Genomic DNA, 24,648 nt, shown 5'->3' with positions numbered 1-24,648 from the left:
CCATGGACGAGAACATCACGAGCACCGGATCCGGCGCGGACCCGAGCGGACGGTCGTCCCGGACCCCGTCGTCCCTGCCCCCGGCGACCCCGGCCGCATCTGCTCCCGCGTCGTCGGCCCCCACCGCGTCCACCGGCGGCACCCCGGCCCCGCGCGTGATGCCCGTGGGCACCCACGAGCTGGGGTCGGCGGCGACCGGCAGCTACCACGACCCGCACTCGGTGCTGGGCGTGCACTCCTACGACGGCGGCGTCACCGTGCGCACGCTCAAGCCCCTCGCGCACGAGGTCTCCCTCGTCCTGCCCGACGGCACCGTGCATCCCATGCGCCACGAGTACGACGGCATCTGGGTGGTCGCGGTCCCCCGCGCGCACCTGGATGCGTACCGCATCCGCGTGCAGTGGGCGCCCGAGGGCGGGAGCGTCGAGCTCGAGGAGCCCTACCGCTTCCTCCCCACGCTCGGCGAGCTCGACCTCCACCTCATCCGCGAGGGGCGCCACGAGGAGCTGTGGCAGGTGCTCGGCGCGCACGTGCGCGAGGTCGACGGCGTGCCGGGCACCTCCTTCGCCGTCTGGGCGCCGAACGCCCGGGCCGTCCAGGTCGTCGGCGACTTCAACGGCTGGGACGGCCGCGGGCACGCCCTGCGCTCCCTGGGATCCGCAGGGGTGTGGGAGATCTTCGTGCCCGGGGTCGGCGACGGGGCGGTGTACAAATTCCGCATCCTGGATGCGACCTCGCAGTGGCGCGACAAGGCCGACCCGATGGCGCGGCGCGCCGAGGTCCCGCCGGCGACCGGCTCGATCGTCACCACGAGCGATTACGAGTGGTCCGACGACGCCTGGCTCGCCGCGCGCGCCCAGCACGACGCGCTCGCCGGCCCGATGTCGGTCTACGAGGTCCACCTGGGCAGCTGGAAGCCGGGGCTCGGCTACCGCGAGCTCGCCACCGAGCTCGTCGAGTACGTGCAGGCCATGGGATTCACGCACGTCGAGTTCATGCCCGTGGCAGAGCATCCCTTCGGCGGCTCCTGGGGCTACCAGGTCACCGGCTACTACGCGCCGACCTCGCGCTGGGGAACGCCCGACGACCTGCGTGCGCTGATCGACGCCCTGCACGCCGCCGGCATCGGCGTGATCATGGACTGGGTGCCCGCCCACTTCCCCAAGGACGAGTGGGCGCTCGCGCGCTTCGACGGCACCCCGCTGTACGAGCACGCGGACCCGCGCCGCGGCGAGCACCCCGACTGGGGCACGCTGATCTTCGACACCGGCCGCAGCGAGGTGCGCAACTTCCTGGTCGCCAACGCCTGCTACTGGCTCGAGGAGTTCCACGTCGACGGCCTGCGCGTGGACGCCGTCGCCTCGATGCTCTACCTCGACTACTCCCGGGACGACGGCGAATGGGTGCCCAATCGCGAGGGCGGCCGGGAGGACCTCGAGTCCATCGCCTTCCTCCAGGAGGCGAACGCCACCGCCTACAAGCGCGCGCCCGGCGTCGTCATGATCGCCGAGGAGTCCACGTCCTTCCCCGGCGTCACCCGTCCCACGGACGCGGGCGGCCTGGGCTTCGGCTTCAAATGGAACATGGGGTGGATGCACGACACCCTCGAGTACATCGGCGAGGACCCGATCAACCGCCAGTACCACCACGGCGAGCTGACGTTCTCGATGGTCTACCAGTACTCGGAGAACTTCGTGCTGCCGATCTCCCACGACGAGGTCGTCCACGGCAAGAAGCCCCTGCTGCGCAAGGCGCCGGGCGACGACTGGCAGCAGGCCGCGACACTGCGCGCCTACCTCGCCCTGCAGTGGACCCATCCGGGCAAGCAGCTGCTGTTCATGGGCAGCGAGTTCGGGCAGTCCTCGGAGTGGAACGAGTCGACGGGCCTCGACTGGTGGCTGCTCGAGTTCGACATGCACCAGGGCATCCAGCGCTTCGTCAGGGACCTCAACGCCCTGCTGCGCGAGCACCCGGCGCTCTCCGAGCTCGACCAGGACCCCGACGGCTTCGAATGGCTGCTGGCCGACGACGCCTCGCACGACACCATCGCGTTCCTGCGCCGCGACCGCGCCGGCCGCGAGCTCGTGGTGGTCCTGAACTTCTCGCCCGAGCCCTGGCACGAGCACCGCATCCCCATGCCCTCGGGCGGCTCGTGGAGCGAGGTCCTGAACTCCGACGCGCCGGTCTACGGCGGCAGCGGGGTCGGGAACCTGGGCCGCGTGGACGTCGAGCAGGTCCCCGCCGGCGGGCGCTCCCACTCCGTGCGCCTCTCGGTGCCGCCGCTCGGGGCCCTGGTGCTCCGCCCCGACGGCCGCGGCTGACCGGGCGCGACCTGCGCCGGGCGCGGCGCGGGGTGACCCGCCCGGCCCGGCCGGCGCAGGTCAGAAGAGCAGGTTCGCCAGACGCTTGCGGGCGGGGGCGACGCGCGGATCCTCGGGTCCGGCGACCTCGAAGAGGTCGAGCAGGCGCGCGCGCACGCGGTCCTTGGTGTCCTGGTCGGCGCCGCGCAGCAGGTCGAGCAGTCGGCCGAAGGCATCGTCGACGTGGCCGCCGAGCATGTCGAGGTCGGCGACGAGCAGCTGCGCGTCGAGGTCCTGCGGCGCGTCGGCCGCGGCCTTGCGGGCGGCGTCGAGCTGGGCGTCCCGGGTGCGGTCCATGAGATGCACGGTCGCCAGGCCGGCCTTGGCCTCGGCGTCGGCCGGGTTCTGGTTCAGGTGCTCCTCGAAGGCGGTCTGCGCGCCGGGGAGGTCGCCCGCCTCGATCGCGTCGTAGGCGGTCTGCAGGAGGGGCGGCAGCTCGGGCTGTGCGGGGGCCGCGCCGTCCGCGTCCTCCGCGCCGGAGCCGTCGGCCCCCTGCCCGTCGGCCGCACCGCTGACGTCGAGACCGGTCTGCTGGGCGACCTGCACGATCTGGTCGAGCAGCCCGGGGATCTGGTCGGCGGGGACCATGGACTCGGCGATCGGCTGGAGCTGCCCCTGCAGGAGCAGCATGAGGGTGGGCAGCTGCTGCACGCGCAGGGCGCCCGCCACGCGGGGCTGGGTGTCCGCGTCGACGACGGCGAGACGCAGCGCGCCGCCCTTCGCGTCGACGCCGGAGCGCAGCGCGCCCAGCAGCTCGTCGATGCCCGGGACGCGCGAGCTCGTGACGAGCAGGAGCGTCGCGACCCGCGCGGAGTCCTGGATCATCTGCTCGAGGTTCGCCTCGTCGACGGACACCTCGTGCTCGCCGACGGGCCCCGCGTTCTCGGAGCCCTCGGGCTTCTTGAGCGATGCGAGGTCGATGACGCCGTAGGGATCGGTCATGGGATGCTCCTTCGCGTTGCGGGACTGCTGGGAATCTCAGGGGCGGGGTCGCCCGGGCCGGTCGGCCCGGCCGGTCACTCGCCGCTGGCGCCGATCACGGCGCGCGTCGCCCCGATGGGCTGGACCTTCGCGTCGGAGCCCTTCGGCGGGATGTAGAGGGCGACGGTCGTGCCGTACTCGCGCACGTACTCCTTGGTGAAGGTGCGGCTGCCGATGATCGTGGTGAAGATGTTGTCCTCGCCGTAGCTGACCTTCGAGCCATCGGTGACCTTCAGGGTGCGCTTCGAGGTCATGGTGCCCAGCACGATCGCGCCGCCGTCCTCCGTGCGCAGGCCGGCGATCTCGTCCTTCACGGGCGTGTAGATCTCGCGGATCGTGCCCACCTCGTCCTTCTCGACGCCCTTGTTGAGCTGCTTGCGCTCCTCCTGGATGTCCTTGTGGGTCCGGGTGGTGAAGGGATCGCTCGCGAGCTGCTTCTTGGAGTCCTTGCCGCCGCCCCAGGCGAGCACCTCGGAGTAGAGGGTCATGGCGTCGGCAGGGGTCATCAGCAGGTCGTCGGCCTTGCCGTCGACCGCCTCGCTGCCCACCTTCGCCGAGGGAACGGTCGGCATGTCCACGCCGACGGCCTGCTGCGCCCAGCCCCAGGTCGCGTACGGGGAGTGCGCGTCCTTCTGCTGCAGGATCATGAAGTACGGGGCGGCGTCGTCGTCACCGTCGGCCTCGACGAGCGCGATCGCGGTGCGCGGGAAGTCCGAGGTGGTCGAGGTGATCGGGACGACGGCCTTCTCGCCGGGCCTGTCGAGGGCGCTGGTGCGGAAGTCCTCGGCGTTCTTCGCGATCCAGTCCTTGTTCTTGGTGAGGATCGAGTAGGTGTCCTTGCGGAAGGAGGCGGCCGAACCGATCACGCGGGGCGCGAGGGCCTTCGCGTCGAGGTCGTCGTCCGCCTTCTCCACTGCGGAGTGGACCGCCTTGAGGTAGGCGGCCATCTGATCACTGGTCACCGCGGGGGTCGGCCCCTCGGCCTCGGGGCCCGTGGGCACCGCGGGCGGGGTCGAGTCATCGGATCCGCAGGCCGCCAGCAGACCGCCGACGGCGAGCACGCCGATGCCGCCCAGGAACCCGCGCCTGTTCCACGCGCTCATCGCTGCTCCTCCTCGGTGTCGGACCCGTGCTCGGGGCCCGTGTGCTGTGCGTCCTCCTGGGATCCCCCGCCGTGCTCCGGCTCCGGGGTCGCGGCGCGGTGGCGGTGCGAGCGCCGCGGCAGAGCGGCCGACGCGTCCTCGCCCGGTCCCGCGATCGGCTCCTCGATCCGGTCGATGACCTCCGTGGGGTCCTCGGATCCCTCGGCGTCGTCATGGCCGGCGCCCGTTCCGTCGGCGCCGCCGACGGGGATCGGCGCGGTCACGGGGCGCTGCTCGCCCTGCGCGGACAGCTGCTCCGTCGGGGGCTCGTCGGTCGAGGGCTCGGCGGGTTCGAGCTCGGTGGTCGCAGGCTCGGCGGGTTCGAGCTCGGTGGTCGCGGACTCGTCGGCCGCGGGTGCTTCCGGGCCGACGGGCTCCTGCTCGGCCGGGCCCGCATCGGCGGTGCCGGGCTCCTCGTCGACCCGATCGAGCGCGTCCGTCGAAGGCTCGGCCGACGGCGCGGCCTGCGCCTGCTCCTCGCCGACCTGCCAGGCGTCGACGCTCTCGTGCTCGTGCGTCGGGGCCTCGTCGGCTACGGGTGCCCAGTCGGCTGCGAGAGTCTCGTCGACCGCGGGGGGGCCGTCGTCCTCGGGGGTCTCCTCGGCGTCGCCGGCGAGATGCGCCGCGCCCGCAGAGGACGAAGCAAGTGCGGACGCGGATGCCGATGCGGGGTCGAGATCCGATGCGGGAGCGTCGTCCGCCCCGAGCTCCTCGGAGTCATCCCCGGCACCCACCCGCTCGCGCTCGCGGCGCGAGGAGCCGAAGGAGACCACGAGCATCACGAGGCCCACGATGATGAGGGTCGCGCCCGCCGCGTATGCGAAGGGGACCCACTCGTTCTTCTCGTCGACGGGCCAGGTGATCGAGATGCTGTCGGCGCCGGGCTTGCTGCCGTCGGTGACGAGCAGGATCGCGCGGTAGGGCTGCGGATCCGTCGAGGTCTCCTCGGCGTAGAAGTCGGCGATGTCGATCGTCGTCGGGTTCTTCGAGGTCTTGACGCTGCGCCACAGGTCCGAGGACGTGGGATCGGAGATCGAGTCGTCGTCGCCGTCGACCGTCTCGGTCTTCAGCGTGCTCCAGTCGCTCAGTCCCGTGACCTGCGTGTGCTTCACGCCGTCGAGGTACGCGTCGATGTCGTCGTTGGAGGCCGTGATCACGGAGACGTCGGAGTCCGCGGTGATCTTCACGTCCCCCTGGGTGCCGCCCACGTACAGCACGCCCGGGTCGATGACGACGGCCGGGCCGGGGTCGGACAGGTCCACGGTCGCGGTGCGCTCGGTCTCGGGAGCCCACGTGGTCTCCCCCAGGCGCCCGATGAGGAGCCCCACCAGTCCCAGCACCACCAGGACGGCTGCAATGATCTTGTAGATGATGACGATCTCCTCGTTCGCACCGAATCCCTGCCACGATACGAGAATCGAACGACGAGCACATCCCCTTCGCGCGCGAGCGTGAGAGGCCGCACGCGTGGCGCATGCCTCGCCTCGCCCGTGCGCGGGCGGGCACACGGCGGCGTGCGGCCCAGGGGTCGGCCGTCCTGCCGTACCCTGGCCGGGTGCGTCTCGTCGTTGCTCAGTGCTCGGTCGACTACACCGGTCGGCTCACCGCCCATCTGCCCCTGGCCACCCGTCTGCTCATCGTCAAGGCCGACGGCAGCGTGCTCGTCCATTCCGACGGCGGCAGCTACAAGCCGCTGAACTGGATGAGCCCGCCCTGCCAGCTGAAGGTCGTGGACCGGGCCGACGTCGAGGACACGTCCGACGACCCGACCGGCGACCACGCTCCCCTCCCCGAGGAGGACTGGGTGCAGCAGTGGGACGTGGTCCATGCGAAGACAGGTGACCGCCTGCGCGTGCGCCTGCACGAGATCCTCGAGGACACGAGCGTCGAGCTCGGCATCGACCCGGGCCTGCAGAAGGACGGCGTCGAGGCGCATCTGCAGGCGCTGCTCGCCCAGAACATCGAGACCCTCGGGACGGACTGGTCGCTCGTGCGCCGCGAGTACCCGACGGCCATCGGACCGGTCGACATCCTGGCCCGCGACGCCGACGGCGCCACCGTCGCCATCGAGATCAAGCGGCGCGGCGAGATCGACGGCGTCGAGCAGCTCACCCGCTATCTCGATCTGCTCAACCGCGACCCGCTGCTCGCGCCGGTGCGCGGCATGTTCGCCGCCCAGGCCATCAAGCCCCAGGCCAAGGTGCTCGCCCACGACCGCGGCATCGACTGCGTGACGCTGGACTACGACGCCCTGCGCGGCATCGACGACGCCGAGAGCCGCCTCTTCTGACTCCGTTCCCGCACGCATCCCGTCACCGCACGCACCAGGAGCATCGATGCCCTCCACCGACGTCCCCGTCGATCCGCAGCACGCAGAGACCCTGCATGCCGATCTCGCCGTCCGCGGCACGGCCGTGCTCGATCGGGGCGTGCTCCCGAGTGCGCTGCTGCTCCTCGTGGGCGACCGCATCCTGTGGGCGGGGCCCGAGGAGCAGGCGCCGGCGCACCGGGCCGAGCGGACTCTCGAGCATCCGGGGCTGATCCTCCCCGGTCTCGTGGACCTGCACTGCCACGGCGGCGGCGGCGCCTCCTTCCCCGACTGCGCCGACGCCCAGGAGGCGATGGTCGCCGTGCGCGAGCACCGTCGCCACGGCACCACGTCCCTCGTCGCCTCGCTCGTGACCGCCTCGGCCGACGAGCTCGGCCGGCGCGTGGGCATGCTCGCCGGGCTCGTCGAGGACGGCGAGGTCGAGGCGATCCATCTCGAGGGCCCCTTCATCTCCGAGGCGCGCAAGGGCGCCCAGAACCCCGCCCACATCACCGGCGGCGACGCCGCTCTCGTCGGCGAGCTGTGCGCGGCGGGCCGCGGCGCGGTCGCGACGATGACCATGGCCCCGGAGACGGCGTCGGCCACCGCGGTCATCGACGCCCTCGCCGCCGGCGGTGCCGTCCCCTCGCTCGGCCACACCGACTGCGACAGCGCCCAGATGGACGCGGCGATCATCGCCTCCCGCGATGCCCTGCGCCGTCATCACGGCCGCTCCGCGCTGCCCACCGCGACGCACCTGTTCAACGGCATGCGGCCCATCCACCACCGCGATCCGGGCCCGGCACTCTCCGCGCTCGACGCGGCCGGCCGCGGGGACATCGTCGTCGAGGTCATCGCCGACGGGGTCCACCTCGCGGCGGAGACCGTCGCCCACGTCTTCTCCCTCGCGGCCGACGGCTGCGTCGTGCTCATCACCGATGCCATGGCCGCCGCGGGCATGGCGGATGGCAGCTACCGGCTCGGTGCGCTGGACGTGGACGTGCAGGACGGCGTCGCGACCCTCGCCGACGGCGGCTCGATCGCGGGAGGGACCGCGCATCTCATCGACGTCGTGCGCTTCGCCGTGCGCGAGGCCGGCGTGGATCTGGCCGTCGCCGTGCGCGCGGCCACCGCGGTCCCGGCGCGCGTCCTCGGACGCGAGGACGAGATCGGTGCGCTGCGCGAGGGACTCGCGGCCGACGTGCTGCTGGTCGACTCCGACCTGCGTCCCGTGCAGGTCATCCGTCGGGGCGAGCTCGTCGGCACCGCCCAGGCGGACTGAGCTCGCAGCACCCGGCGGGCACCTCGCGCACTGCTCAGTCGGCGTCCCCGCGCACCGCGCCCGTCGGCGCCGCCTCGTACCAGGCGATGACGGCCGAGGAGGTCGTGAAGGGCAACATGAGCCACAGCGGCTCGCCCTCCCGGCGGACGAACTCGATCTCGGTGTCCAGGACGATGCGCGTCCCTCCGGGGCCGCTCGTCCCGCCGGCGTCAGTCACCGCGCCGGCGTCACTCGCCCCGACGACGCCCTCCGCACCGTCGCCCGCTCCCCCACGACCGACGACGTTCTGCCGCTGGACGTCGAGGATCTCGCTGCGGCGCAGCAGCACCTCACCGCCGGGGAGCAGAGCATCGGTGCGGTGCCAGAGCAGACCCTGGGAGGTGAAGCGCAGGCGCCCGCCGCGCCAGGCGCCGCGTCCTCCTCGGGCCCGGGGTCGCCACAGGAAGCAGTCGAGCGCGCCGCCGCGGCGCGCGATCACCACGGAGCGGACCAGCACAGCGAGCGCCAGCAGAACGACCAACGTCCCGATCACCACGAGGGTGATCGGGACGTTGACGTGCATCATCGGTGCGCGTTCGCCTCAGCGGGCGGCCGTGGCGCGATCGGCATGATCGACGGCGATCGTCACCACGTCGCGATCCATGGAGACGAAGCCCCCGTCGACCGCTCGCTCGGTGACCTCACCGTCCTCGCCGATGATCCGCACCGCGCCGCGCTCGAGGATCGCGAGCGTGGGCTGCATGCGCGGCAGGATGCCCATCGAGCCGTCGGCGGCGGGGACCACGACCTGGGCGGCGGAGCCGCTCCAGACCGTCCGGTCCGCGGAGACGAAGGTGACCTCGAGGGTGCTCACTCTCCGAGCTCCTTCTGGATCCGGTGCCAGTTCTCCATGACCATGTCGATCCCGCCGACGTTGAAGAACGCCTGCTCGGGGATGTGGTCGAACTCGCCGTCGCAGATGCCCTTGAAGGACTCGATGGTGTCCTTGAGCGGCACGTCCGAGCCGTCCACACCGGTGAACTGCTTGGCCAGGTGCGTGTTCTGCGAGAGGAACTGCTGGATGCGGCGGGCGCGGCCGACGATGACCTTGTCCTCCTCGGACAGCTCGTCGACGCCGAGCATCGCGATGATGTCCTGCAGCTCCTTGTTGCGCTGGAGGATCTGCTTCACGCGGTTGGCGACGTCGTAGTGCTCCTGGCCCACGTAGCGCGGGTCGAGGATGCGCGAGGTCGAGGTCAGCGGGTCGATCGCCGGGTACAGACCGCGCGAGGCGATCTCGCGGGAGAGCTCGGTGGTCGCGTCCAGGTGGGCGAAGGTCGTCGCCGGGGCCGGGTCGGTGTAGTCGTCGGCCGGGACGTAGATCGCCTGCATCGAGGTGATCGAGTGGCCGCGGGTCGAGGTGATGCGCTCCTGGAGCTGCCCCATCTCGTCGGCCAGGTTCGGCTGGTACCCCACGGCCGAGGGCATGCGGCCCAGCAGCGTGGAGACCTCGGAGCCCGCCTGCGTGAAGCGGAAGATGTTGTCGATGAACAGCAGCACGTCCTGGCTCTGCACATCGCGGAAGTACTCCGCCATGGTCAGCGCCGAGAGGGCCACGCGCAGACGCGTGCCCGGCGGCTCGTCCATCTGGCCGAAGACCAGGGCGGTCTTCTCGATGACGCCGGACTCGGTCATCTCCTCGATGAGGTCCCAGCCCTCACGGGTGCGCTCGCCCACGCCGGCGAACACGGAGACGCCGTCGTGGTTGTTGGCCACGCGGTAGATCATCTCCTGGATGAGGACGGTCTTGCCGACGCCCGCGCCGCCGAACAGGCCGATCTTGCCGCCCTGCACGTACGGGGTGAGGAGGTCGATCGACTTGATGCCGGTCTCGAACATCTCGGTCTTGGACTCGAGCTGGTCGAAGCTGGGGGCCGTGCGGTGGATGGGCCAGCGCTCGGAGACCTCGAAGGTCTGGCCCTCCTCGATGTTCAGCGGGTTGCCGACCACGTCGAAGACGGTGCCGAGGGTGACGTCGCCGACCGGCACGGAGATCGGGGCGCCGGTGTCGGTCACGGACTGGCCGCGCACGAGACCGTCCGTCGGCTTGAGCGCGATCGCGCGGACCATGCCGTCGCCGAGGTGCTGGGCCGTCTCGAGCGTGAGGACGGAGGGCTCGAGGCCCGCGCCCTCGGCGCTGATCTCCGTGGTCAGAGCGTTGTAGAGATCGGGGATGTTGCCCGGGGGGAACTCGATGTCGACGACCGCGCCCGTGACACGGGCGATGCGGCCGGTGCCCTGCTGCGCGGAGGCAGCCGGGGCGTCGGTGGTGACTGGGGTGCTCATACGTTTCTCTCCAATGGGTCAGGCCGGCGCGCGGAGCGCTCGCGGCGGCTCAGCGTTCGGTGCGACCGGATCCCGAGAGCGCGTCGGCGCCGCCGACGATCTCCGAGATCTCCTGGGTGATCTCCGCCTGGCGCGCCGAGTTGGCCAGCCGGGTGAACTTGCGGATCTGCTGTTCGGCGTTGTCCGTGGCCGTCTTCATCGCGCGCTGCGTCGCCGCGTGCTCGGAGGCCATCGACTGCATGAGCAGGTTAACGATGCGCGACTCGAGGTAGCGCGGGATCAGCTCGTCCATGACCGTCTCGGCGTCGGGCGCGAACTCGTACAGCGGGTACGAGGGCGCCTCCGCGCCCGCCTCGGCGTCCACGACCTCGAGCGGGACCAGGCGGGTCGCCCGGGCCACCTGCCGGAAGCGGCTGAGGAAGCGGGTGCCCACGAGGTACGCCTCGTCGAGGTGCACCTCCGGATCCTCGCTGAGAAGGTCGCCGGTGAGCCGCTGCGCGATCTCGTGGCCGAGCGCCGGGATCTCGTTCTCCTGGAACGGGGTCCAGGCCGTGACCGGCGGCCGGTTGCGGAACGTGTAGTAGGTCTCGCCCTTGCGCCCGACGATGTACAGCACGGGCGTCTTGCCCTCGTCGATCAGGTGGTTGGCGAGCTCCTCCGCGGCGCGGATCGCGTTGTGCGAGTACGAGCCCGTCATCCCGCGGTCGGCCGTGATGAGCAGGATGCCGGCGCGGCCGGTCTCGCTGCGCTCCTGGTCGAGGAACGGATGCTCGACGTCGGTCGAATGGGTCGCGACGGCGCCGATCGCCCGAGTGATCGCCTCGGCGTACGGCGTGGTCGCGAGCACCCGGGCGTGGGCCTTGGCGATGCGCGAGGCCGCGACCATCTCCTTGGCCTTGAAGATCTTCTTCATGCCCTGAGCGGAGGTGATCCGCTTCTTGTACTCCCTCTGCTGTGCTCCCATGTCTCTCCTTCGCGGGATGCTCCGGCTGGTCCCGGCGCCGCCCTCCCTGCAGGGTCACCCCTGCCCCGGTCGGGCGGCGCACCGGATCATCCGCGGACGATGCGCTCCTGGTCGATGTCCTCGTCCTCCGCGCTCTCGTGCACGTCGGTGCGGGCCTCGCCCTGGCCCTTGCCGGCCAGGAAGTCGCGCTTGACCTGCTCGAGCAGCTCGGTGGCCTGCTGCTCGGTCTCCTCGGAGAACTTCTTCGAGGTGCGGATGTCCTCGAGCACCGTGCCGTTGTGGCGCAGGTGCTCGAGCAGCAGGGACTCGAACTCGCGGACGTCCTCGACCTCGATGTCGTCGAACTTGCCGGTGGTGCCGCCCCAGATCGAGATGACCTCCTCCTCGACCGGGAAGGGCGAGGACTGGGGCTGCTTGAGCAGCTCCATGAGGCGCGCGCCGCGGTTCAGCTGCTGCTTGGAGGCCGCGTCGAGGTCCGAGGCGAACATGGCGAAGGACTCGAGGTCGCGGTACTGCGCGAGCGAGATCTTCAGCGTGCCGGAGACGCCCTTCATCGCCTTGATCTGGGCGGAGCCGCCGACGCGGGACACCGAGATGCCGACGTCGACAGCGGGGCGCTGATCGGCGTTGAACAGGTCGGACTGCAGGAAGACCTGGCCGTCGGTGATCGAGATGACGTTGGTCGGGATGTACGCCGAGACGTCGTTGGCCTTGGTCTCGATGATCGGCAGGCCGGTCATCGAGCCGCCGCCCATCTCGTCGCTGAGCTTCGCGCAGCGCTCGAGGAGGCGGGAGTGCAGGTAGAACACGTCGCCGGGGTAGGCCTCGCGGCCCGGCGGGCGGCGCAGCAGCAGCGACACGGCGCGGTAGGCCTCGGCCTGCTTGGTCAGGTCGTCGAAGACGATGAGGACGTGCTTGCCCTCGTACATCCAGTGCTGGCCGATGGCCGAGCCCGCGTAGGGGGCGATGTACTTGAAGCCCGCGGGATCCGAGGCGGGGGCCGCCACGATCGTCGTGTACTCGAGGGCGCCGGCCTCCTCAAGGGTCGCGCGGACCGACGCGATGGTCGAGCCCTTCTGGCCCACGGCCACGTAGATGCAGCGCACCTGCTGGCTCGGGTCGCCGGACTCCCAGTTCGCCTTCTGGTTCAGGATCGTGTCCAGGGCGATGGTGGTCTTGCCGGTCTGGCGGTCGCCGATGATGAGCTGGCGCTGGCCGCGACCGATCGGGGTCATCGAGTCGATGGCCTTGATGCCGGTCTGCATCGGCTCCTTGACGCTCTTGCGCTGCATGACCGTGGGGGCCTGCAGCTCGAGCGCGCGGCGCTCGGTGCTGGCGATCTCGCCGAGGCCGTCGATGGGGGCGCCGGTGGGGTCGACCACGCGGCCGAGGAAGTCGTCGCCGACGGGCACGGAGAGCACCTCGCCGGTGCGGCGCACCTCCTGGCCCTCCTCGATGCCGGAGAACTCGCCGAGGACGACGACGCCGACCTCGCGCAGCTCGAGGTTCAGCGCCAGGCCGAGCGTGCCGTCCTCGAAGCGGACCAGCTCGTTGGCCATGACGCCGGGGAGTCCCTCGACGCGGGCGATGCCGTCGGCCGACTCGGTGACGCGGCCGATCTCCTCACGCTCGGGCGTGCCGGCCTGGTAGGTGGACACTGCGGTGTCCAGGGCGTTCCGGATGTCCTCCGGGCGGATCGTGAGCTCAGCCATCGCGGTGCTTCGCTTCCTTCTCTGCCCCGCGGGCGGGGCGGTGGTCGTACCAGCTGTGGTCGTCAGATGGGAGGTCCCGGGGGATCTCCGGTGGATCTCGCCGCGCGGCCGTCAGGCCACCAGGCGGGTGCGCGCCTGGGCCAGGCGCGCGAGGACTGTCGCGTCGTAGAGGTCGTCCCCGACCTGGACGCGCAGGCCGCCGACGACGTCCTCGTCCAGCTCGAAGTTGGTCTGGACCTCGCGGCCGTAGATCCGGGTCAGGATCGAGGACAGGCGCGACTGCTGCTCGGGGGTGAGCTGTCGCGCGCTGCGCACGATCGCCAGCAGACGGCGGCGGCGCGCCGAGGCGAACTCGGCGAAGCCCAGGAGGCGGCGAGCGGGCTTGACGTCCGTGCGCCGGCCCACCGCACGGCGGGCGAGCGCGAGGGTCAGCGGGTGCACGCGGCCCTCGAGCAGCCGCGAGACGATCCCCGCCCGCTGCTCCGGGTGCTCGCGGGCGTCGTCCAGGGCGCCCGTGAGCTCGCCGCTCTCGTCGATCACGCGGGAGATCTGGAAGAGCTCCTCCTCGACCTGCTCGAGCATGCTCTCGCGGGCCGCCTGCTCGAGGAGGGCCTCGACGCCGAGCTGCTCGAGGGCGTCCAGGACGTCCTCCTGCTCTGACCAGCGGCGACCGACGATCTCGAGGATCACGGAGAGCGCTCCGGGGCTGACGCGCCCCTCGAAGAGCGAGCGCGCCACGGCCTGCTTGACCTCGGCGGGTCGCCCGCCGTCGCTCAGCATCCGCACCAGCTGGTTGCTGGAGTCGATCGCGTCGGCGGCCCCGAAGAGGTCCTCGGCGACCTGCGCCAGCGACGTGTCGTCGCCGCGCAGGAGGTCCTGGGACCGCTGGGTCACCTCACGCAGGGAGGTGGAGGAGGTTCCTCGCATCTGGTGTCCTTATCGGGTCGCGGTCTGGGACGACTCGAGGTCGTCCAGGAACCGGTCGATCACGCGGCGGGAGCGCTCGTCGTCGGTGAGGGACTCCCCGACGATCTTGGAGGCGAGGTCGCTCGCGAGCGTGCCGACCTCTCCCTTGAGCTGGGCCGCGGCGGTGGTGCGCTCGGCCGAGAGCTGCTGACGGCCGGCGGTGAGGATGCGGTCGTTCTCGGCCTCGGCGCGCGCCTTGGCCTCCTCGACGATCGCGGCGCCGTCCGCACGGGCCTTCTCGCGGATGGAGGCGGCCTCCTGGCGCGCCGCCGCGAGCTCCTGCTCCTGCTCGTCCTTCAGCTGGTCCGCCTGCTGCTGGACCTCCTCGGCCTTCTTCAGACCGCCTTCGATCTTCTCGCTGCGCTCATCGAGCACGGCGTTCAGCCGCGGCAGGATGAACTTGATGAAGACGACGGCGAAGATGACCAGGAAGATCAGCGACCAGACGATCTCCTGGGGCTCGGGCACCAGGATCTTCCAGCCCTCGACCTCTTCCGAGGTGCCTTCGGCAAGAATCATGGTGGGGGTCCTCAGCTGTTGAAGAGGAAGCCGGTGACGATCGCCAGCAGCGTCAGGATCTCGGTGAAGGCGATACCGATGAACATGGTCGACTGCAGGGCGCCGCGCAGCTCAGGCTGGCGGGCGGTCGCCTCGGCGGTCTTGCCCACGATGATGCCGATGCCGATGCCGGGGCCGATCGCCGCGAGGCCGTAGCCGATCGAGGCGACGTTGCCGGAGAGCTCTGCGAGAGTGGTGGCGTCCACAGGGTTTCCTTTCGTTGTGCCGACCGGGTGGACGGCGCGTTCTGGGGAGGTGACGACGGAGCGGGTCAGTGCTCGTCCGACGTCGCCATGTTGATGTACACGGCGGTCAGGATGGTGAAGATGAAGGCCTGCAGGGCGGCCACGAAGATCTCGAAGCCGTAGATGCCGATCGCGAGGGCCCCGGAGAAGGGCGCGACGGCGATGAGCGCGGAGCCCGAGAACAGCAGGCCCTGGGTCAGCCCGATGAAGACCACGAGCATGATGTGCCCGGCGACCATGTTGGCGAGCAGTCGGATCGTCAGCGAGGCCCAGCGGATCACGGCGAGCTGGAGGAACTCGATCGGGATCAGCAGGATGTAGATCGGCTTCGGCACGCCGGGGGGCATCGTCTCGTGCTTGAGGTAGCCGCCCAGGCCGTGCTTCTTGATGCCGAAGGAGATGTAGACGATGAACGTCCACAGCGCCGCGAGCAGCGGCAGGCCGATCACCGAGGTGCCGGCGAGGTTCAGCCCGGGGATCACGCCCGCGAGGTTCATAGTGAGGATGAAGAAGAACATCGTCACGAGCATGGGGGCGTACTTCTTGCCCTCGCGCATGCCCAGGGTGTTCTCGATGATCGAGTGGTCGACGAACTCGATGATCATCTCGACGATGCTCTGCGCGCGACCGGGCACGAGCTTGGCGCGGGAGGCGATGACCGCCATCACCGTGAGCACGACGACGAGGATGATGAGCCGCACGAGCTGGACGCGGTTGAACTCGAACCACGTGCCGCCGAAGAGGATGGCGTCCGGGAAGAACTCGGAGATGCTCGGCGTGTGGAACTCGAAGCCCTCGGCGAGGAGGTTCGGAGTGGCGTCGGCGGTGTTCAGCGCGATCTCCCGTGGTCGTCGTGTCGGCATCCGCCCCGCCGATTCCGGCGTACGGGTGACGAGGCCCTGGGGCCTCGGCCGTCGCTGGCGTCAGCAGTCTGGATGGTCGTGCATGTCCTCTGATCCCCCACCGGGGTCGGGGATGCCGCGAGACGGTGCCGCCGGGCCGCGGACGAGCCGAGGTCGGGGAGGCGGCGTCGGAACGATCCGGGACCCGCCGAACCCACGGCTCACCCCGGAGGGGCGGTGTGGTGGAGTGTCACGGGGGCCGTTCCAGGCCACGCGAAGACTCCCCAAGCATATCAGAGCGTCATTGCTCCCGAGGGGGTTCCGCGACCTCCAGACGCGCACGTGAGCGCACCATCCCGACCGCCTCGGTGACAGCCGCCACGACCGCCCCCGCGAGCAGGGCGACGCCGAGCCAGGGCCGCGAGAGCCAGCTCGCGTCGCCGAGCAGCAGGAGCGCGATGACCAGCACGAACATCTTCACGAGCCAGCTTCCCATGAGCACCATGGCGTACGAGGTGCCGGGCAGCGGACGGGCGATCCGGGCGCTCACCACTGTGGGCAGGGTCACCACGAGAGCGAGGCCACTCCCGACCAGTGCGCCGGGCACCGCGCCCGCGCCGCCGAGCAGCGCGGCGAGGAGGATGACGACCGCGTCGACGACGATCCCCGCGAGGATCGCGAGCAGCAGGGCCCGCATCAGCAGACGGTCGTTGTGGCGGCGGGCGCGCGCGATCCCCTCGTCGCTCGCAGCGGCGGGATCGGGTCGGTCGGCGGCGGGCATCGGCGTCTCGGATTCCTCGGGGGTCTCGGGTCGGGTCGGGTCGGGTCGGGGCTGGTCTGGGGCTGCGGCCGACGGGGTCAGCCGGCCTCGCGCTCGTGGGCGGGGCGGCGCCGGGCGGAGCGGCGGCGCAGTCGGGCGACCGGATCGATCGTCACCACGAAGGCGACGAGCAGCCCGATCCCCCAGAAGATCACGACGGTGCGCATGTCCACGAGGGCCGGAAGCAGCATCCCCACCGAGATCACGATCGCCCACATGTACATGATCAGGACCGCGCCGAGCTGCGAGTGGCCGATCGCGAGGAGGCGATGGTGCAGGTGGAGCTTGTCGGCGTGGAAGGGCGAGTGGCCCGAGCCGATGCGGCGGACGACGGCGAGCACGAAGTCGAGGAACGGGATGAACATGACGCCGATGGGCAGCAGGATCGGCAGGAACTGACCGATCACCTTCGCGTCGGACAGCTGCGCGGTGTCGATCTGGCCGGTCACCGTGATGGTGCTCGCGGCGAGGAGCAGTCCCAGGAGCATCGAGCCCGAATCGCCCATGAAGATCTTCGCGCGCGGCAGGTTGTGCGGCAGGAACCCCAGACAGGCGCCCACCATCGCGGCCGTGATCAGGGCCGCGAGCGAGGAGTAGTCCGTGGTCGAGGCGCTGCGGGTGAGCATGTAGGCGTAGGCAAAGAACGCCGTGCCGCCGATAGCCATGACTCCTGCGGCCAGGCCGTCCAGACCGTCCACGAAGTTCACGGCGTTCATCGAGACCACCACGACGAGCACCGTGAGGATGATGGCGCTGCGCGAGGACAGCAGGGTGACGCCGCCGATGGGCAGGGACACCAGGCGCACGCCCTCGGCGGCCAGCAGGACGGCGGCGAGCACCTGGCCCGCGAGCTTGGTGACCCAGTCGAGGTCCCATTTGTCGTCGGCGGCGCCCAGGAGGGCGACGATCCCGGCGGCGGCGAGGATCGCCCAGGGCTGGCTGCTCTCGTGGAACAGGCCGTGGAGGAACGGGATGCGGCTGGCGATGAGCATCGCCGCGGCGACCCCCACCAGGATCCCCAGTCCCCCGAGACGCGGGGTCACGACCGTGTGGACGTCGCGCGAGCGGACCGCCGTCATCGCCCCGATCCTGCGCGCCATGAGGCGCACCGCGGGTGTGACCAGGAAGGTCACCGCCGCCGCGAGGAGCAGGACGAACAGGTAGATCCTCACGCGGGGCGGCTCCCGCTCCCGGTCTCCCCGGGTCCGTCGGCGGAGGCATCGGGCTCTGCGGAGGAGTCGGGATCGGCGGCGGAAGCGTCCACGACGTCGACGTCGACGTCGACGTCCGCGGCGGCCGTCCCGGACTCGCCGGGCGCGACCAGCGGGGTGGAGCCGGCGGCGGCGAAGGCGTCGGCGCCGATGTCCTCGACGTTCTCCTCGCCCGCCGTCGCGGCGGACTCGTCGGCCGCGGTCTCCGCGTCCGTCGCCCCCTCGGCCGGTGCATCCTCCGCCGTCGCCTCGTTGGCGTCGGTCGCGGTCTCGTCGGCGTCGGAGTCGACCTCGCCGCCATCGGCCTCCGTCTCGGCTGCGGATCCGGCCTCGGGCTCCTCGGGCTCGGGCGCGGTGAAGATGTCGCCGACGGCCTCGATGATCTGCTCGCGGGTGAGCGCGCCCTCGCGGACGATCTCGGCGGGTTCGACCGTGGTGTCGATGATCGTGGAGGCGGTGCCCAGGCGCGCGGGGCCCCCGTCGAGGTAGACGTCGACGCGGTCGCCGAGCTGGGTGGCGGCGTCCATGATGCTGAGCGCCGCGGGCTTGCCGTGGCGGTTCGCGCTCGAGACGGCGAGGGGGCCGGTGCGGCGCAGCAGCTCGAGGGTGACCTCGTCGTCGGGCATGCGCAGGGCGACGGTGCCCCGGGTCTCCCCGAGGTCCCAGTTCAGCGAGGGCTGCGCGGTGAGGATCAGGGTGAGCGCGCCGGGCCAAAAGGCCTCGGTGAGGCGCTCGGCGTACTCGGGGACGTCGACCGCGAGTCCCAGCAGCACGGCGGGGTCACCGACGAGCACCGGCGGCGGGGCGTCGCGCCCGCGGTCCTTGGCGTCCAGGAGCGCCTGCACGGCGTCCGGGGTGAAGGCGTCCGCGCCGATGCCGTAGACGGTGTCGGTGGGGAGCACGATCAGGCCGCCGTCGGAGAGGGCGTCCTGGGCGGCCTGGAGGCCCTCGTCGCGGGTGGCTTCGTTCGTGGTGTCGTACACGCTCACGGCGCTCAGTCTCTCATCTCGTGCTGGGGGTGGACGGGTCGGCGCGGAGGGCGACCAGGAAGCGGTCGCGGTCGGTGAGGTCGCGGACCGTGCGGATGTCGGTGAACGAGCCCGTGCCATGGGCGAGGGCTCGCGTCGAGGAGCCCTGCACGTCGGCGTGCTCCATCACGAGCAGACCGCCGGGGCGCAGCAGGCGCGCGGCGAGCGCGACCACGGAGCGGGGCACGTCGAGTCCGTCCTCTCCCCCGCCGAACAGCGCGCGGGCCGGATCGTGCTCGCGCACCTCCTGATCACGGGGGATCGCATCGGCGGGGATGTAGGGCGGGTTCGCGAGCACCGCGTCGACGCCGCCGGCGAGGGCGCCGAGGGCGGCCTCGGGGTCCGCGAGCAGACGCGCGTCCTCCACGTCGCCCGCGCGGACTGCTCCCCGCTCCGGGTCCACGGCCGCGAGGTTCTGCTCGGCCAGGTCCCGGGCGGCGGGGTCGATCTCGAGGGCGAGGACGCGCGCTGCGGGCATCTCGTCGAGGACGGCGGCGGCGAGGGCGCCGCTCCCGGTGCAGAGGTCCACGACCGTGCGCACGTCGTGCGACCGCGCGTGCTCGAGGAGCAGATCGATCGCGAGCTCGGTCTCCGGGCGCGGGATGAACACGCCGGGAGCGGTGGCGAGCTGGAGGCGGCGGAACGGGGCGCGGCCGAGGATCAGCTGCAGGGGCTCTCTGCGCTCGCGGCGGGCCACGAGCTCCTCGAGGCGCGCGTCGAAGTCCTCCGGGAGCGCATCGAGCATGACCAGCGGCCCGTCGGCGCGCGCAGCGGCCTCGATGAGCGTGCGGGACTCGGCGCTCGAGGACACGATGCCGGCCTCGCCCAGACGGGCGGTCGTGCGCGACAGCGCGCTGCGCAGGCGCATCCGCACGTCGTCGCTCACAGCTCCCCCTCGGCGGCGTCGCGCAGGCGCTGCTCGGCCTCGGCGCGGCGGGAGGAGTCGATGAGGGCGTCGAGGTCGCCCGCGAGGACGGCCTCGAGGTTGCCGGCCTTGAAGCCGGTGCGGTGGTCGGTCACCCGCGACTCGGGGAAGTTGTACGTGCGGATCCGCTCGGAGCGGTCGACGGTGCGCACCTGGGAGCGGCGGCTCGCGGAGGCCTCGGCATCCTGCGCGGCGCGGCGCGCCTCGAGCAGGCGCGAGCGCAGGATCCGCATCGCCTGCTCGCGGTTCTGCAGCTGGCTCTTCTCGTTCTGGCAGGAGACGACGATGCCGGTGGGCAGGTGGGTGATGCGCACGGCGGAGTCCGTCGTGTTCACGCTCTGCCCGCCCGGCCCGGAGGAGCGGAAGACGTCGATGCGCAGGTTCGCCGAGGCCATCTGCTCGGCGAGCAGCTCCGCCTCGTCGGTCTCGTCGGCCTCGGGCATCACCAGGACGCCGACGGCGGAGGTGTGGATGCGACCGGCGGACTCGGTGACCGGCACGCGCTGGACCCGGTGGACGCCGCCCTCGTGCTTGAGGTGCGCCCAGACGCCGACGGCCGCTCCCCCGCCGGCACCGCCTGTCGCGCCACCGGTCCCGACCCCGCCGCCGACGGCGGACGAGCCCGCCCGGATCGAGAGGGTCGCGTCCTTGATGCCGCCCAGGTCGGAGTCGGTGGAGTCGATGACCTCGAGCGTCCAGCCCCGGGAGAGCGCGTACTGCCGGTACATGCGCAGCATCTCCGCGGCGAACAGGGCGGATTCCTCGCCGCCGGCGCCCGCTTTGATCTCCATGAGCACGTCCCGGGAGTCGTCCTCGTCGCGCGGGGCGAGAAGCTCTCGCAGGTGCTCGCGGAAGGTCGCGACGCGCTCGGCGTCCCGCTCGGCCTCGGCCGCGAACTCGGGGTCCTCTGCGGCGAGCTCGCGCGCGGCGTCGCGGTCCTCGGCCGCGCCGCGCAGGTCGCGCAGCGCAGTGACGATCTGGTCGACCTCGGCGTAGCGGCGCCCCACGCGGCGGGCGCGGGAGGCGTCGGCGTGCAGGGCGGGGTCCGCCATGCGCCGCTGCAGCTCGGCGTGCTCGGCCTCGAGGGCGCTCAGCCGCTCGAGCGGGAGGCCGTCGAGGTCATCAGCGGGATGCGCCACGGCCTCTCCTCGGATCAGTACACCGGCAGGATCTTGTCATCGCCGGGCCGGGAGGCCGGATGACACGACACCGGCGGCTCCCCAGGGGGAACCGCCGGTGTCGGAAGCGCTGTTACTTGGACTTCTTGCCGTAGCGGGCCTCGAAGCGGGCCACGCGACCGCCGGTGTCCAGGATCTTCTGCTTGCCCGTGTAGAACGGGTGGCAGGCGGAGCAGACCTCGGCGCGGATCTCGCCGTCGCCCTTGGTGCTGCGGGTGGTGAACGTGTTGCCGCAGGTGCAGGTCACCTGGGTCACGTGATAATCCGGGTGGATGTTCGCCTTCATGATCTCTCCTTCGTGAGGTCGCTGGGTCGGTGCCCGACGGGCGCCGTGAACCAGAACCGACGCCCGATTGTGCCACGTGCGCGCGAGCGGGCACACCCCTCGGCGCGCGGGGGTGACGAACTCCCCACGGGGCGCCCGGCCCGTCCCGCTCTCAGGCGGACTCGCGGACCACGAGCCGGTAGGGCACGGTGCGCGCGGCCCCGCCGTCTGCCGCGCTCAGCCGTCCGGTGAACAGCCCGTCCACGAGGTCGACCGCTTCGCGGGCCACGGCCTCGAGGTCGACGCCGATGGTCGTGAGCTCGGGAGAGACCAGCTCCCCCAGCGCGAGCCCGTCGACGCCCGTGACGCGCACGTCCTCGGGCACGTTCAGGCCTCGGGTGCGCAGTGCCTTGAGCACCTGCAGGGCGTGCACGTCGTTCCAGGCCATGAGGGTGTCCGCGCCGGCATCGAGAGCGGCCTCGACCTGCGCCGGGATGCCGTCCGCCGACGCCGGGACGAGGTCCACCGCATCGATCTGCCGGCCGACGGCCTCCCGCATCTGGTGCGCGCGGCGGCTCTCCCCGTCCTGGGCGCTGTCGAGCACGGCGACGCGCGCGGCGCCGGACCTCTTCAGGTGTGCGGCGAGCTCGGACATCGCGTCCTCCTCCGCGAAGCGCACGCCCGCACCGTCGGCCTCCTGGAGGTCGAGGCGCACGAGCGGCATGCGCGCGGGGACGATCTCGTCGGCGTCGGCCGGGAGGCTGTAGCCCAGCAGGGCGTCGGCCCGGCGCACGAGCTCGGTCGCGATCGCCTCGGCCTCCGCTCCGTTCTCGGTCTCGGCGACGACGACGTTCCAGCCGCGCCGTGCGCTCTCGCGGATCACGGTGGCGGCGATCTCCGGGAAGAACGTGTTGGTGAGCTCGTTGACCAGCAGGCCCAGGGTGGGCGGCCCCTGGGAGACGAGACCGCGCCCGAAGCGCGAGGGCCGGTAGTTCAGCTCCTCGGCCGCTGCGAGCACGCGCTCGCGGGTGTCGGGGCTGATGCCGGGCATGTCGTTCATGGCCCGGGTGACCGTCTGCCGCGAGACGCCGGCGCGCGTGGCGACGTCGACGATGGTGGCGCGCCGGGCGCCCGTCGTCCGGTCCGTCCGCGCACCGGCGCTCTCACGGCTTCTGCTCACGCAACGTCCTCCCGAAGATCCAGCCACGCGACCTGCTCGGGGGTCAGCTGCACCGAGAGGCCTTCCATAGAGGATCGCATCTCCGCGATGGAGCGGGGGCCGAACAGCGGGAACGTGGGGAACGGCTGGGCGAGCACGTAGGCGAGCGCGATCGCGGTGGGCGGCACGCCGAACTCGCGGGCGAGGGTGCGGGCGCGCTCGAGGCGCTCGAAGTTGCCGTCGGAGTAGTAGCAGCGCACGAGCTCGGCGTCCGAGCGGTCCTCGGGCGCGGCGCGGCCGGTGAAGAAGCCCCGCGCCTGCGAGGACCAGGGGAAGAGCGGGATCTTCCGCTCCTCGAGCCAGGCCTTCGAGTCCGGGTCGGTCGCGTGCACGCAGCCGGCCCAGGGGACGTCGAGCGCCTCGGCGAGGCCGAAGTGGTTGCTCAGCAGGCTGAAGCCCTGCTTGCCGTGGGCCGCGGCGTACGCGTTCGCCTCGTCGACGCGCGCGGGCGTCCAGTTCGACCCGCCGAACGCACGGATCCGACCTGCCTCGAGGTGCTCGTTGAGCACGTCGACGAACTCGCCGACGGGGATGTCGAGGTTGTCCCTGTGCATCATGTAGAGATCCGCGTAGTCGGTCTGCTGGCGCTCGAGCGACTCCAGCAGCTGGCGGCTCAGGGACGCGGGGTCGCAGTGCGGGGTGTGCGCACCCTTGGTGATCACCACGACGTCCTCGCGGATGCCGCGATTCGTGATCCACTGGCCGAGCTGCAGCTCGTGGTGACCGCCGCCGTAGATGTATGCGGAGTCGAAGGTGGTGCCGCCGGCCTCGACGAAGGCGTCGAACAGGGCGGAGGCATGGGCGAGGTTCGGCTGGTTGTCGCAGCCCATGACCAGGCGAGAGATCCTCTTGCCGACCCCCGGGATCTCGCCGTAGGGCATGGCGGGGTGCTCGCCGTCCTCCCGCACGCGCAGCGGGGCGCCGGAGACGGTGGGGATCGCGGAGTCCTCGCGCTCGAACGGATAGCGCAGGCCGATCTGCTCGCGCCAGTCGTCGAGCGCGCGGGCCTGGCCGAGGCTCACCTCGAGGTCGAGCTCGGGCACCTCGGACCGTCCCGCGGAGACGGCGCTGGCGAGAGCATCCGCTTCCAGTGCGTAGGGGTGGGCGTGCTCCACACGGATCTCGCGCGGCTCCTCCCCCACCACGTCGAGGTGGATCACGGTGTCCTCCCCGAGCGTCCACGGATCCTCGAGACGGATCACGCCCCGGCTGCCGGTGATGGTCGCGGACTGCGGGTCCGCCAGGCGCACACCGGTGCGCAGGCTCGCGGTGGCGCCGCCGGGGAAGGTGAGCTCCGCGCTCGCCCACTCGTCGACGCCCGTCGGGCCGACGGTGCCTGCGGCGGAGAGCGAGGCGGGCTCGACGGCGGTGCGCCCGGCGGCGGCCCCGGCGACCAGGCGCGCGAAGGACAGCGGGTAGCAGCCGACGTCGAGGATCCCGCCGCCGGCGATCTGCGGATCGAACAGACGACCCTCGCGCGCCCCGGTGTCGAAGGAGAACGAGGCGTCGACGTGCGCGAGCTCGCCGATCGCGCCCTCGCGCACGAGGTCCAGCACCTGGAGGGTCTGCGGATGGAAGCGGTACATGAAGGCCTCGAGCAGGACGCGCCCGGTGCGACGCGCGACGTCCGCGACGGCCATCGCGGTGCCGTGGTTCGCCGCCAGCGGCTTCTCGCACAGCACATGCTTGCCGGCCTCGAGGGCGGCGATGCTCAGGCGCGCGTGCTCGGTGTGCACCGTGGAGACGTACACGGCGTCGACCGCGTCGGAGGCCAGCACCTCCTCGTAGGTGCCGATCACGGCGCCCGGGTCCTCGGCGAAGCCGAACTCGCGCGCGAACTCGCGGGCCCGCTCCGGGTCGCGGCTGCCCGCGCCCACGAGCACGCCGAACTCGCTGTGCGGCAGCTGGCCCGCGAAGCGACGGGCGATCGAGCCGGGCCCGAGCACGGCCCAGCGCAGGCGGGCGGTGTCGCCGGGCGCGGCAGGCGCCGGGCGCTCCGTGCTGCTGGCGTCGTGCTTGGGTGCGCTGCTGTCGGTGCTCATGGATGCGACCTCGCTGTCGAAGGGTGGGGAGCTGCGGAAGGCGGATGCTGCGGGCGGATGCCGGACGAGGGCCGCACCGGGACCGCCGCGACCCGTCGGTGATGCGTGAACGTTCACGACAGGGATCACGCTACACGTCCGTCGAGCGCGGCGCCATGCCTCGCGGATCTCCACCCGGGTGCGAAGACCCCTTGAAGGGCTCCGGGCCGGCCGCGCAGCGATGCAGAGAAGAGCCGCCCCGTGTCCGGTCGGCGCCGCGAGGTCCACGGATGCTT

At 71.8% G+C, this 24,648-nt stretch carries 23 protein-coding genes; 3 read left to right on the top strand and 20 right to left on the bottom strand.

Annotation, left to right across the window (positions count from 1 at the left end; genetic code table 11):
* Positions 1-158: 158 nt before the first annotated feature.
* On the top strand, positions 159-2,321 hold the full coding sequence (glgB, locus tag Bra3105_RS00715) for a 1,4-alpha-glucan branching protein GlgB (RefSeq protein ID WP_407650907.1): 2,163 nt from the start codon (positions 159-161) through the stop codon (positions 2,319-2,321).
* A gap of 60 nt (positions 2,322-2,381) precedes the next feature.
* On the opposite strand, the gene Bra3105_RS00710 is transcribed toward glgB, so the two are convergent.
* From Bra3105_RS00710 to Bra3105_RS00700, 3 genes are all read right to left on the bottom strand, one after another.
* Entirely contained in the window at positions 2,382-3,302 is a 921-nt protein-coding gene (locus Bra3105_RS00710; protein ID WP_228358194.1) for a co-chaperone YbbN, read from the bottom strand.
* Positions 3,303-3,376: 74 nt separating this feature from the next.
* The gene (locus Bra3105_RS00705; RefSeq protein ID WP_228358193.1) at positions 3,377-4,444 is read right to left on the bottom strand and encodes a DUF8094 domain-containing protein; all 1,068 of its coding nucleotides are present in this window, start codon (positions 4,442-4,444) and stop codon (positions 3,377-3,379) included.
* Positions 4,441-5,826, bottom strand: coding sequence for a hypothetical protein (locus Bra3105_RS00700; RefSeq protein WP_228358192.1), 1,386 nt, complete (start codon positions 5,824-5,826; stop codon positions 4,441-4,443). Before Bra3105_RS00700 ends, Bra3105_RS00705 begins: the two co-directional genes overlap by 4 nt.
* Positions 5,827-6,038: 212 nt before the next feature.
* On the opposite strand from Bra3105_RS00700, the gene nucS reads away from it, so the two are divergent.
* Both nucS and Bra3105_RS00690 read left to right on the top strand, forming a co-directional pair.
* Positions 6,039-6,773 carry an endonuclease NucS gene (gene nucS / locus Bra3105_RS00695; protein WP_228358191.1) on the top strand — a complete coding sequence of 245 codons (735 nt, stop codon included), beginning with the start codon at positions 6,039-6,041 and terminating at the stop codon, positions 6,771-6,773.
* 46 nt (positions 6,774-6,819) lie between these two features.
* The gene (locus Bra3105_RS00690) at positions 6,820-8,073 is read left to right on the top strand and encodes an N-acetylglucosamine-6-phosphate deacetylase (RefSeq protein WP_228358190.1); all 1,254 of its coding nucleotides are present in this window, start codon (positions 6,820-6,822) and stop codon (positions 8,071-8,073) included.
* Positions 8,074-8,107: 34 nt separating this feature from the next.
* On the opposite strand, the gene Bra3105_RS00685 is transcribed toward Bra3105_RS00690, so the two are convergent.
* The 17 genes from Bra3105_RS00685 to Bra3105_RS00605 form a co-directional block, all read right to left on the bottom strand.
* Positions 8,108-8,638, bottom strand: a complete 531-nt coding sequence (locus tag Bra3105_RS00685) for a DUF2550 family protein (protein ID WP_228358189.1) — start codon at positions 8,636-8,638, stop codon at positions 8,108-8,110.
* Between the two features lie 15 nt (positions 8,639-8,653).
* Positions 8,654-8,926 (bottom strand): F0F1 ATP synthase subunit epsilon, encoded by a 273-nt coding sequence (locus Bra3105_RS00680; RefSeq protein ID WP_200500979.1) that lies wholly within the window; start codon positions 8,924-8,926, stop codon positions 8,654-8,656.
* Positions 8,923-10,398 carry a F0F1 ATP synthase subunit beta gene (gene atpD, locus Bra3105_RS00675; RefSeq protein WP_200500980.1) on the bottom strand — a complete coding sequence of 492 codons (1,476 nt, stop codon included), beginning with the start codon at positions 10,396-10,398 and terminating at the stop codon, positions 8,923-8,925. Before atpD ends, Bra3105_RS00680 begins: the two co-directional genes overlap by 4 nt.
* Positions 10,399-10,447: 49 nt before the next feature.
* Positions 10,448-11,362 (bottom strand): F0F1 ATP synthase subunit gamma, encoded by a 915-nt coding sequence (locus Bra3105_RS00670; RefSeq protein WP_228358188.1) that lies wholly within the window; start codon positions 11,360-11,362, stop codon positions 10,448-10,450.
* A gap of 86 nt (positions 11,363-11,448) precedes the next feature.
* Positions 11,449-13,074 (bottom strand): F0F1 ATP synthase subunit alpha, encoded by a 1,626-nt coding sequence (gene atpA / locus Bra3105_RS00665; RefSeq protein WP_228358187.1) that lies wholly within the window; start codon positions 13,072-13,074, stop codon positions 11,449-11,451.
* 111 nt (positions 13,075-13,185) lie between these two features.
* Positions 13,186-14,001 carry a F0F1 ATP synthase subunit delta gene (locus Bra3105_RS00660; RefSeq protein WP_228358186.1) on the bottom strand — a complete coding sequence of 272 codons (816 nt, stop codon included), beginning with the start codon at positions 13,999-14,001 and terminating at the stop codon, positions 13,186-13,188.
* 9 nt (positions 14,002-14,010) lie between these two features.
* Positions 14,011-14,559, bottom strand: a complete 549-nt coding sequence (locus Bra3105_RS00655) for a F0F1 ATP synthase subunit B (RefSeq protein WP_228358185.1) — start codon at positions 14,557-14,559, stop codon at positions 14,011-14,013.
* 11 nt (positions 14,560-14,570) lie between these two features.
* Positions 14,571-14,804, bottom strand: coding sequence for an ATP synthase F0 subunit C (gene atpE / locus Bra3105_RS00650; RefSeq protein WP_152352683.1), 234 nt, complete (start codon positions 14,802-14,804; stop codon positions 14,571-14,573).
* 65 nt (positions 14,805-14,869) lie between these two features.
* Positions 14,870-15,706, bottom strand: coding sequence for a F0F1 ATP synthase subunit A (gene atpB, locus Bra3105_RS00645; RefSeq protein WP_152352682.1), 837 nt, complete (start codon positions 15,704-15,706; stop codon positions 14,870-14,872).
* 280 nt (positions 15,707-15,986) lie between these two features.
* A complete protein-coding gene (locus Bra3105_RS00640; protein WP_200500986.1) occupies positions 15,987-16,466 on the bottom strand; it encodes a Cg1360 family ATP-synthase-associated protein in 480 nt (159 codons plus the stop codon).
* 77 nt (positions 16,467-16,543) lie between these two features.
* The gene (locus Bra3105_RS00635) at positions 16,544-17,677 is read right to left on the bottom strand and encodes an MraY family glycosyltransferase (protein ID WP_200500987.1); all 1,134 of its coding nucleotides are present in this window, start codon (positions 17,675-17,677) and stop codon (positions 16,544-16,546) included.
* A complete protein-coding gene (locus Bra3105_RS00630; protein ID WP_228358184.1) occupies positions 17,674-18,705 on the bottom strand; it encodes an L-threonylcarbamoyladenylate synthase in 1,032 nt (343 codons plus the stop codon). The genes Bra3105_RS00635 and Bra3105_RS00630 overlap by 4 nt, the downstream gene beginning before the upstream one ends.
* A gap of 13 nt (positions 18,706-18,718) precedes the next feature.
* Entirely contained in the window at positions 18,719-19,630 is a 912-nt protein-coding gene (gene prmC, locus Bra3105_RS00625) for a peptide chain release factor N(5)-glutamine methyltransferase (RefSeq protein WP_228358183.1), read from the bottom strand.
* Complete coding sequence (locus Bra3105_RS00620) at positions 19,627-20,721, bottom strand: PCRF domain-containing protein (protein ID WP_407650906.1); 1,095 nt, start codon at positions 20,719-20,721, stop codon at positions 19,627-19,629. The genes prmC and Bra3105_RS00620 overlap by 4 nt, the downstream gene beginning before the upstream one ends.
* Positions 20,722-20,920: 199 nt before the next feature.
* Positions 20,921-21,133 carry a 50S ribosomal protein L31 gene (gene rpmE, locus Bra3105_RS00615; RefSeq protein ID WP_200500990.1) on the bottom strand — a complete coding sequence of 71 codons (213 nt, stop codon included), beginning with the start codon at positions 21,131-21,133 and terminating at the stop codon, positions 20,921-20,923.
* 151 nt (positions 21,134-21,284) lie between these two features.
* Entirely contained in the window at positions 21,285-22,292 is a 1,008-nt protein-coding gene (locus tag Bra3105_RS00610) for a LacI family DNA-binding transcriptional regulator (RefSeq protein WP_228358181.1), read from the bottom strand.
* Positions 22,289-24,373, bottom strand: a complete 2,085-nt coding sequence (locus tag Bra3105_RS00605; RefSeq protein ID WP_228358180.1) for an aldo/keto reductase — start codon at positions 24,371-24,373, stop codon at positions 22,289-22,291. The genes Bra3105_RS00610 and Bra3105_RS00605 overlap by 4 nt, the downstream gene beginning before the upstream one ends.
* Positions 24,374-24,648: the final 275 nt, after the last annotated feature.

Source organism: Brachybacterium halotolerans subsp. kimchii (assembly GCF_020792675.1).
Taxonomy (GTDB): domain Bacteria; phylum Actinomycetota; class Actinomycetes; order Actinomycetales; family Dermabacteraceae; genus Brachybacterium; species Brachybacterium halotolerans.
Note: the sequence above shows the minus strand (reverse complement) of the source record. Positions and strands in the feature narration are given on the sequence as shown.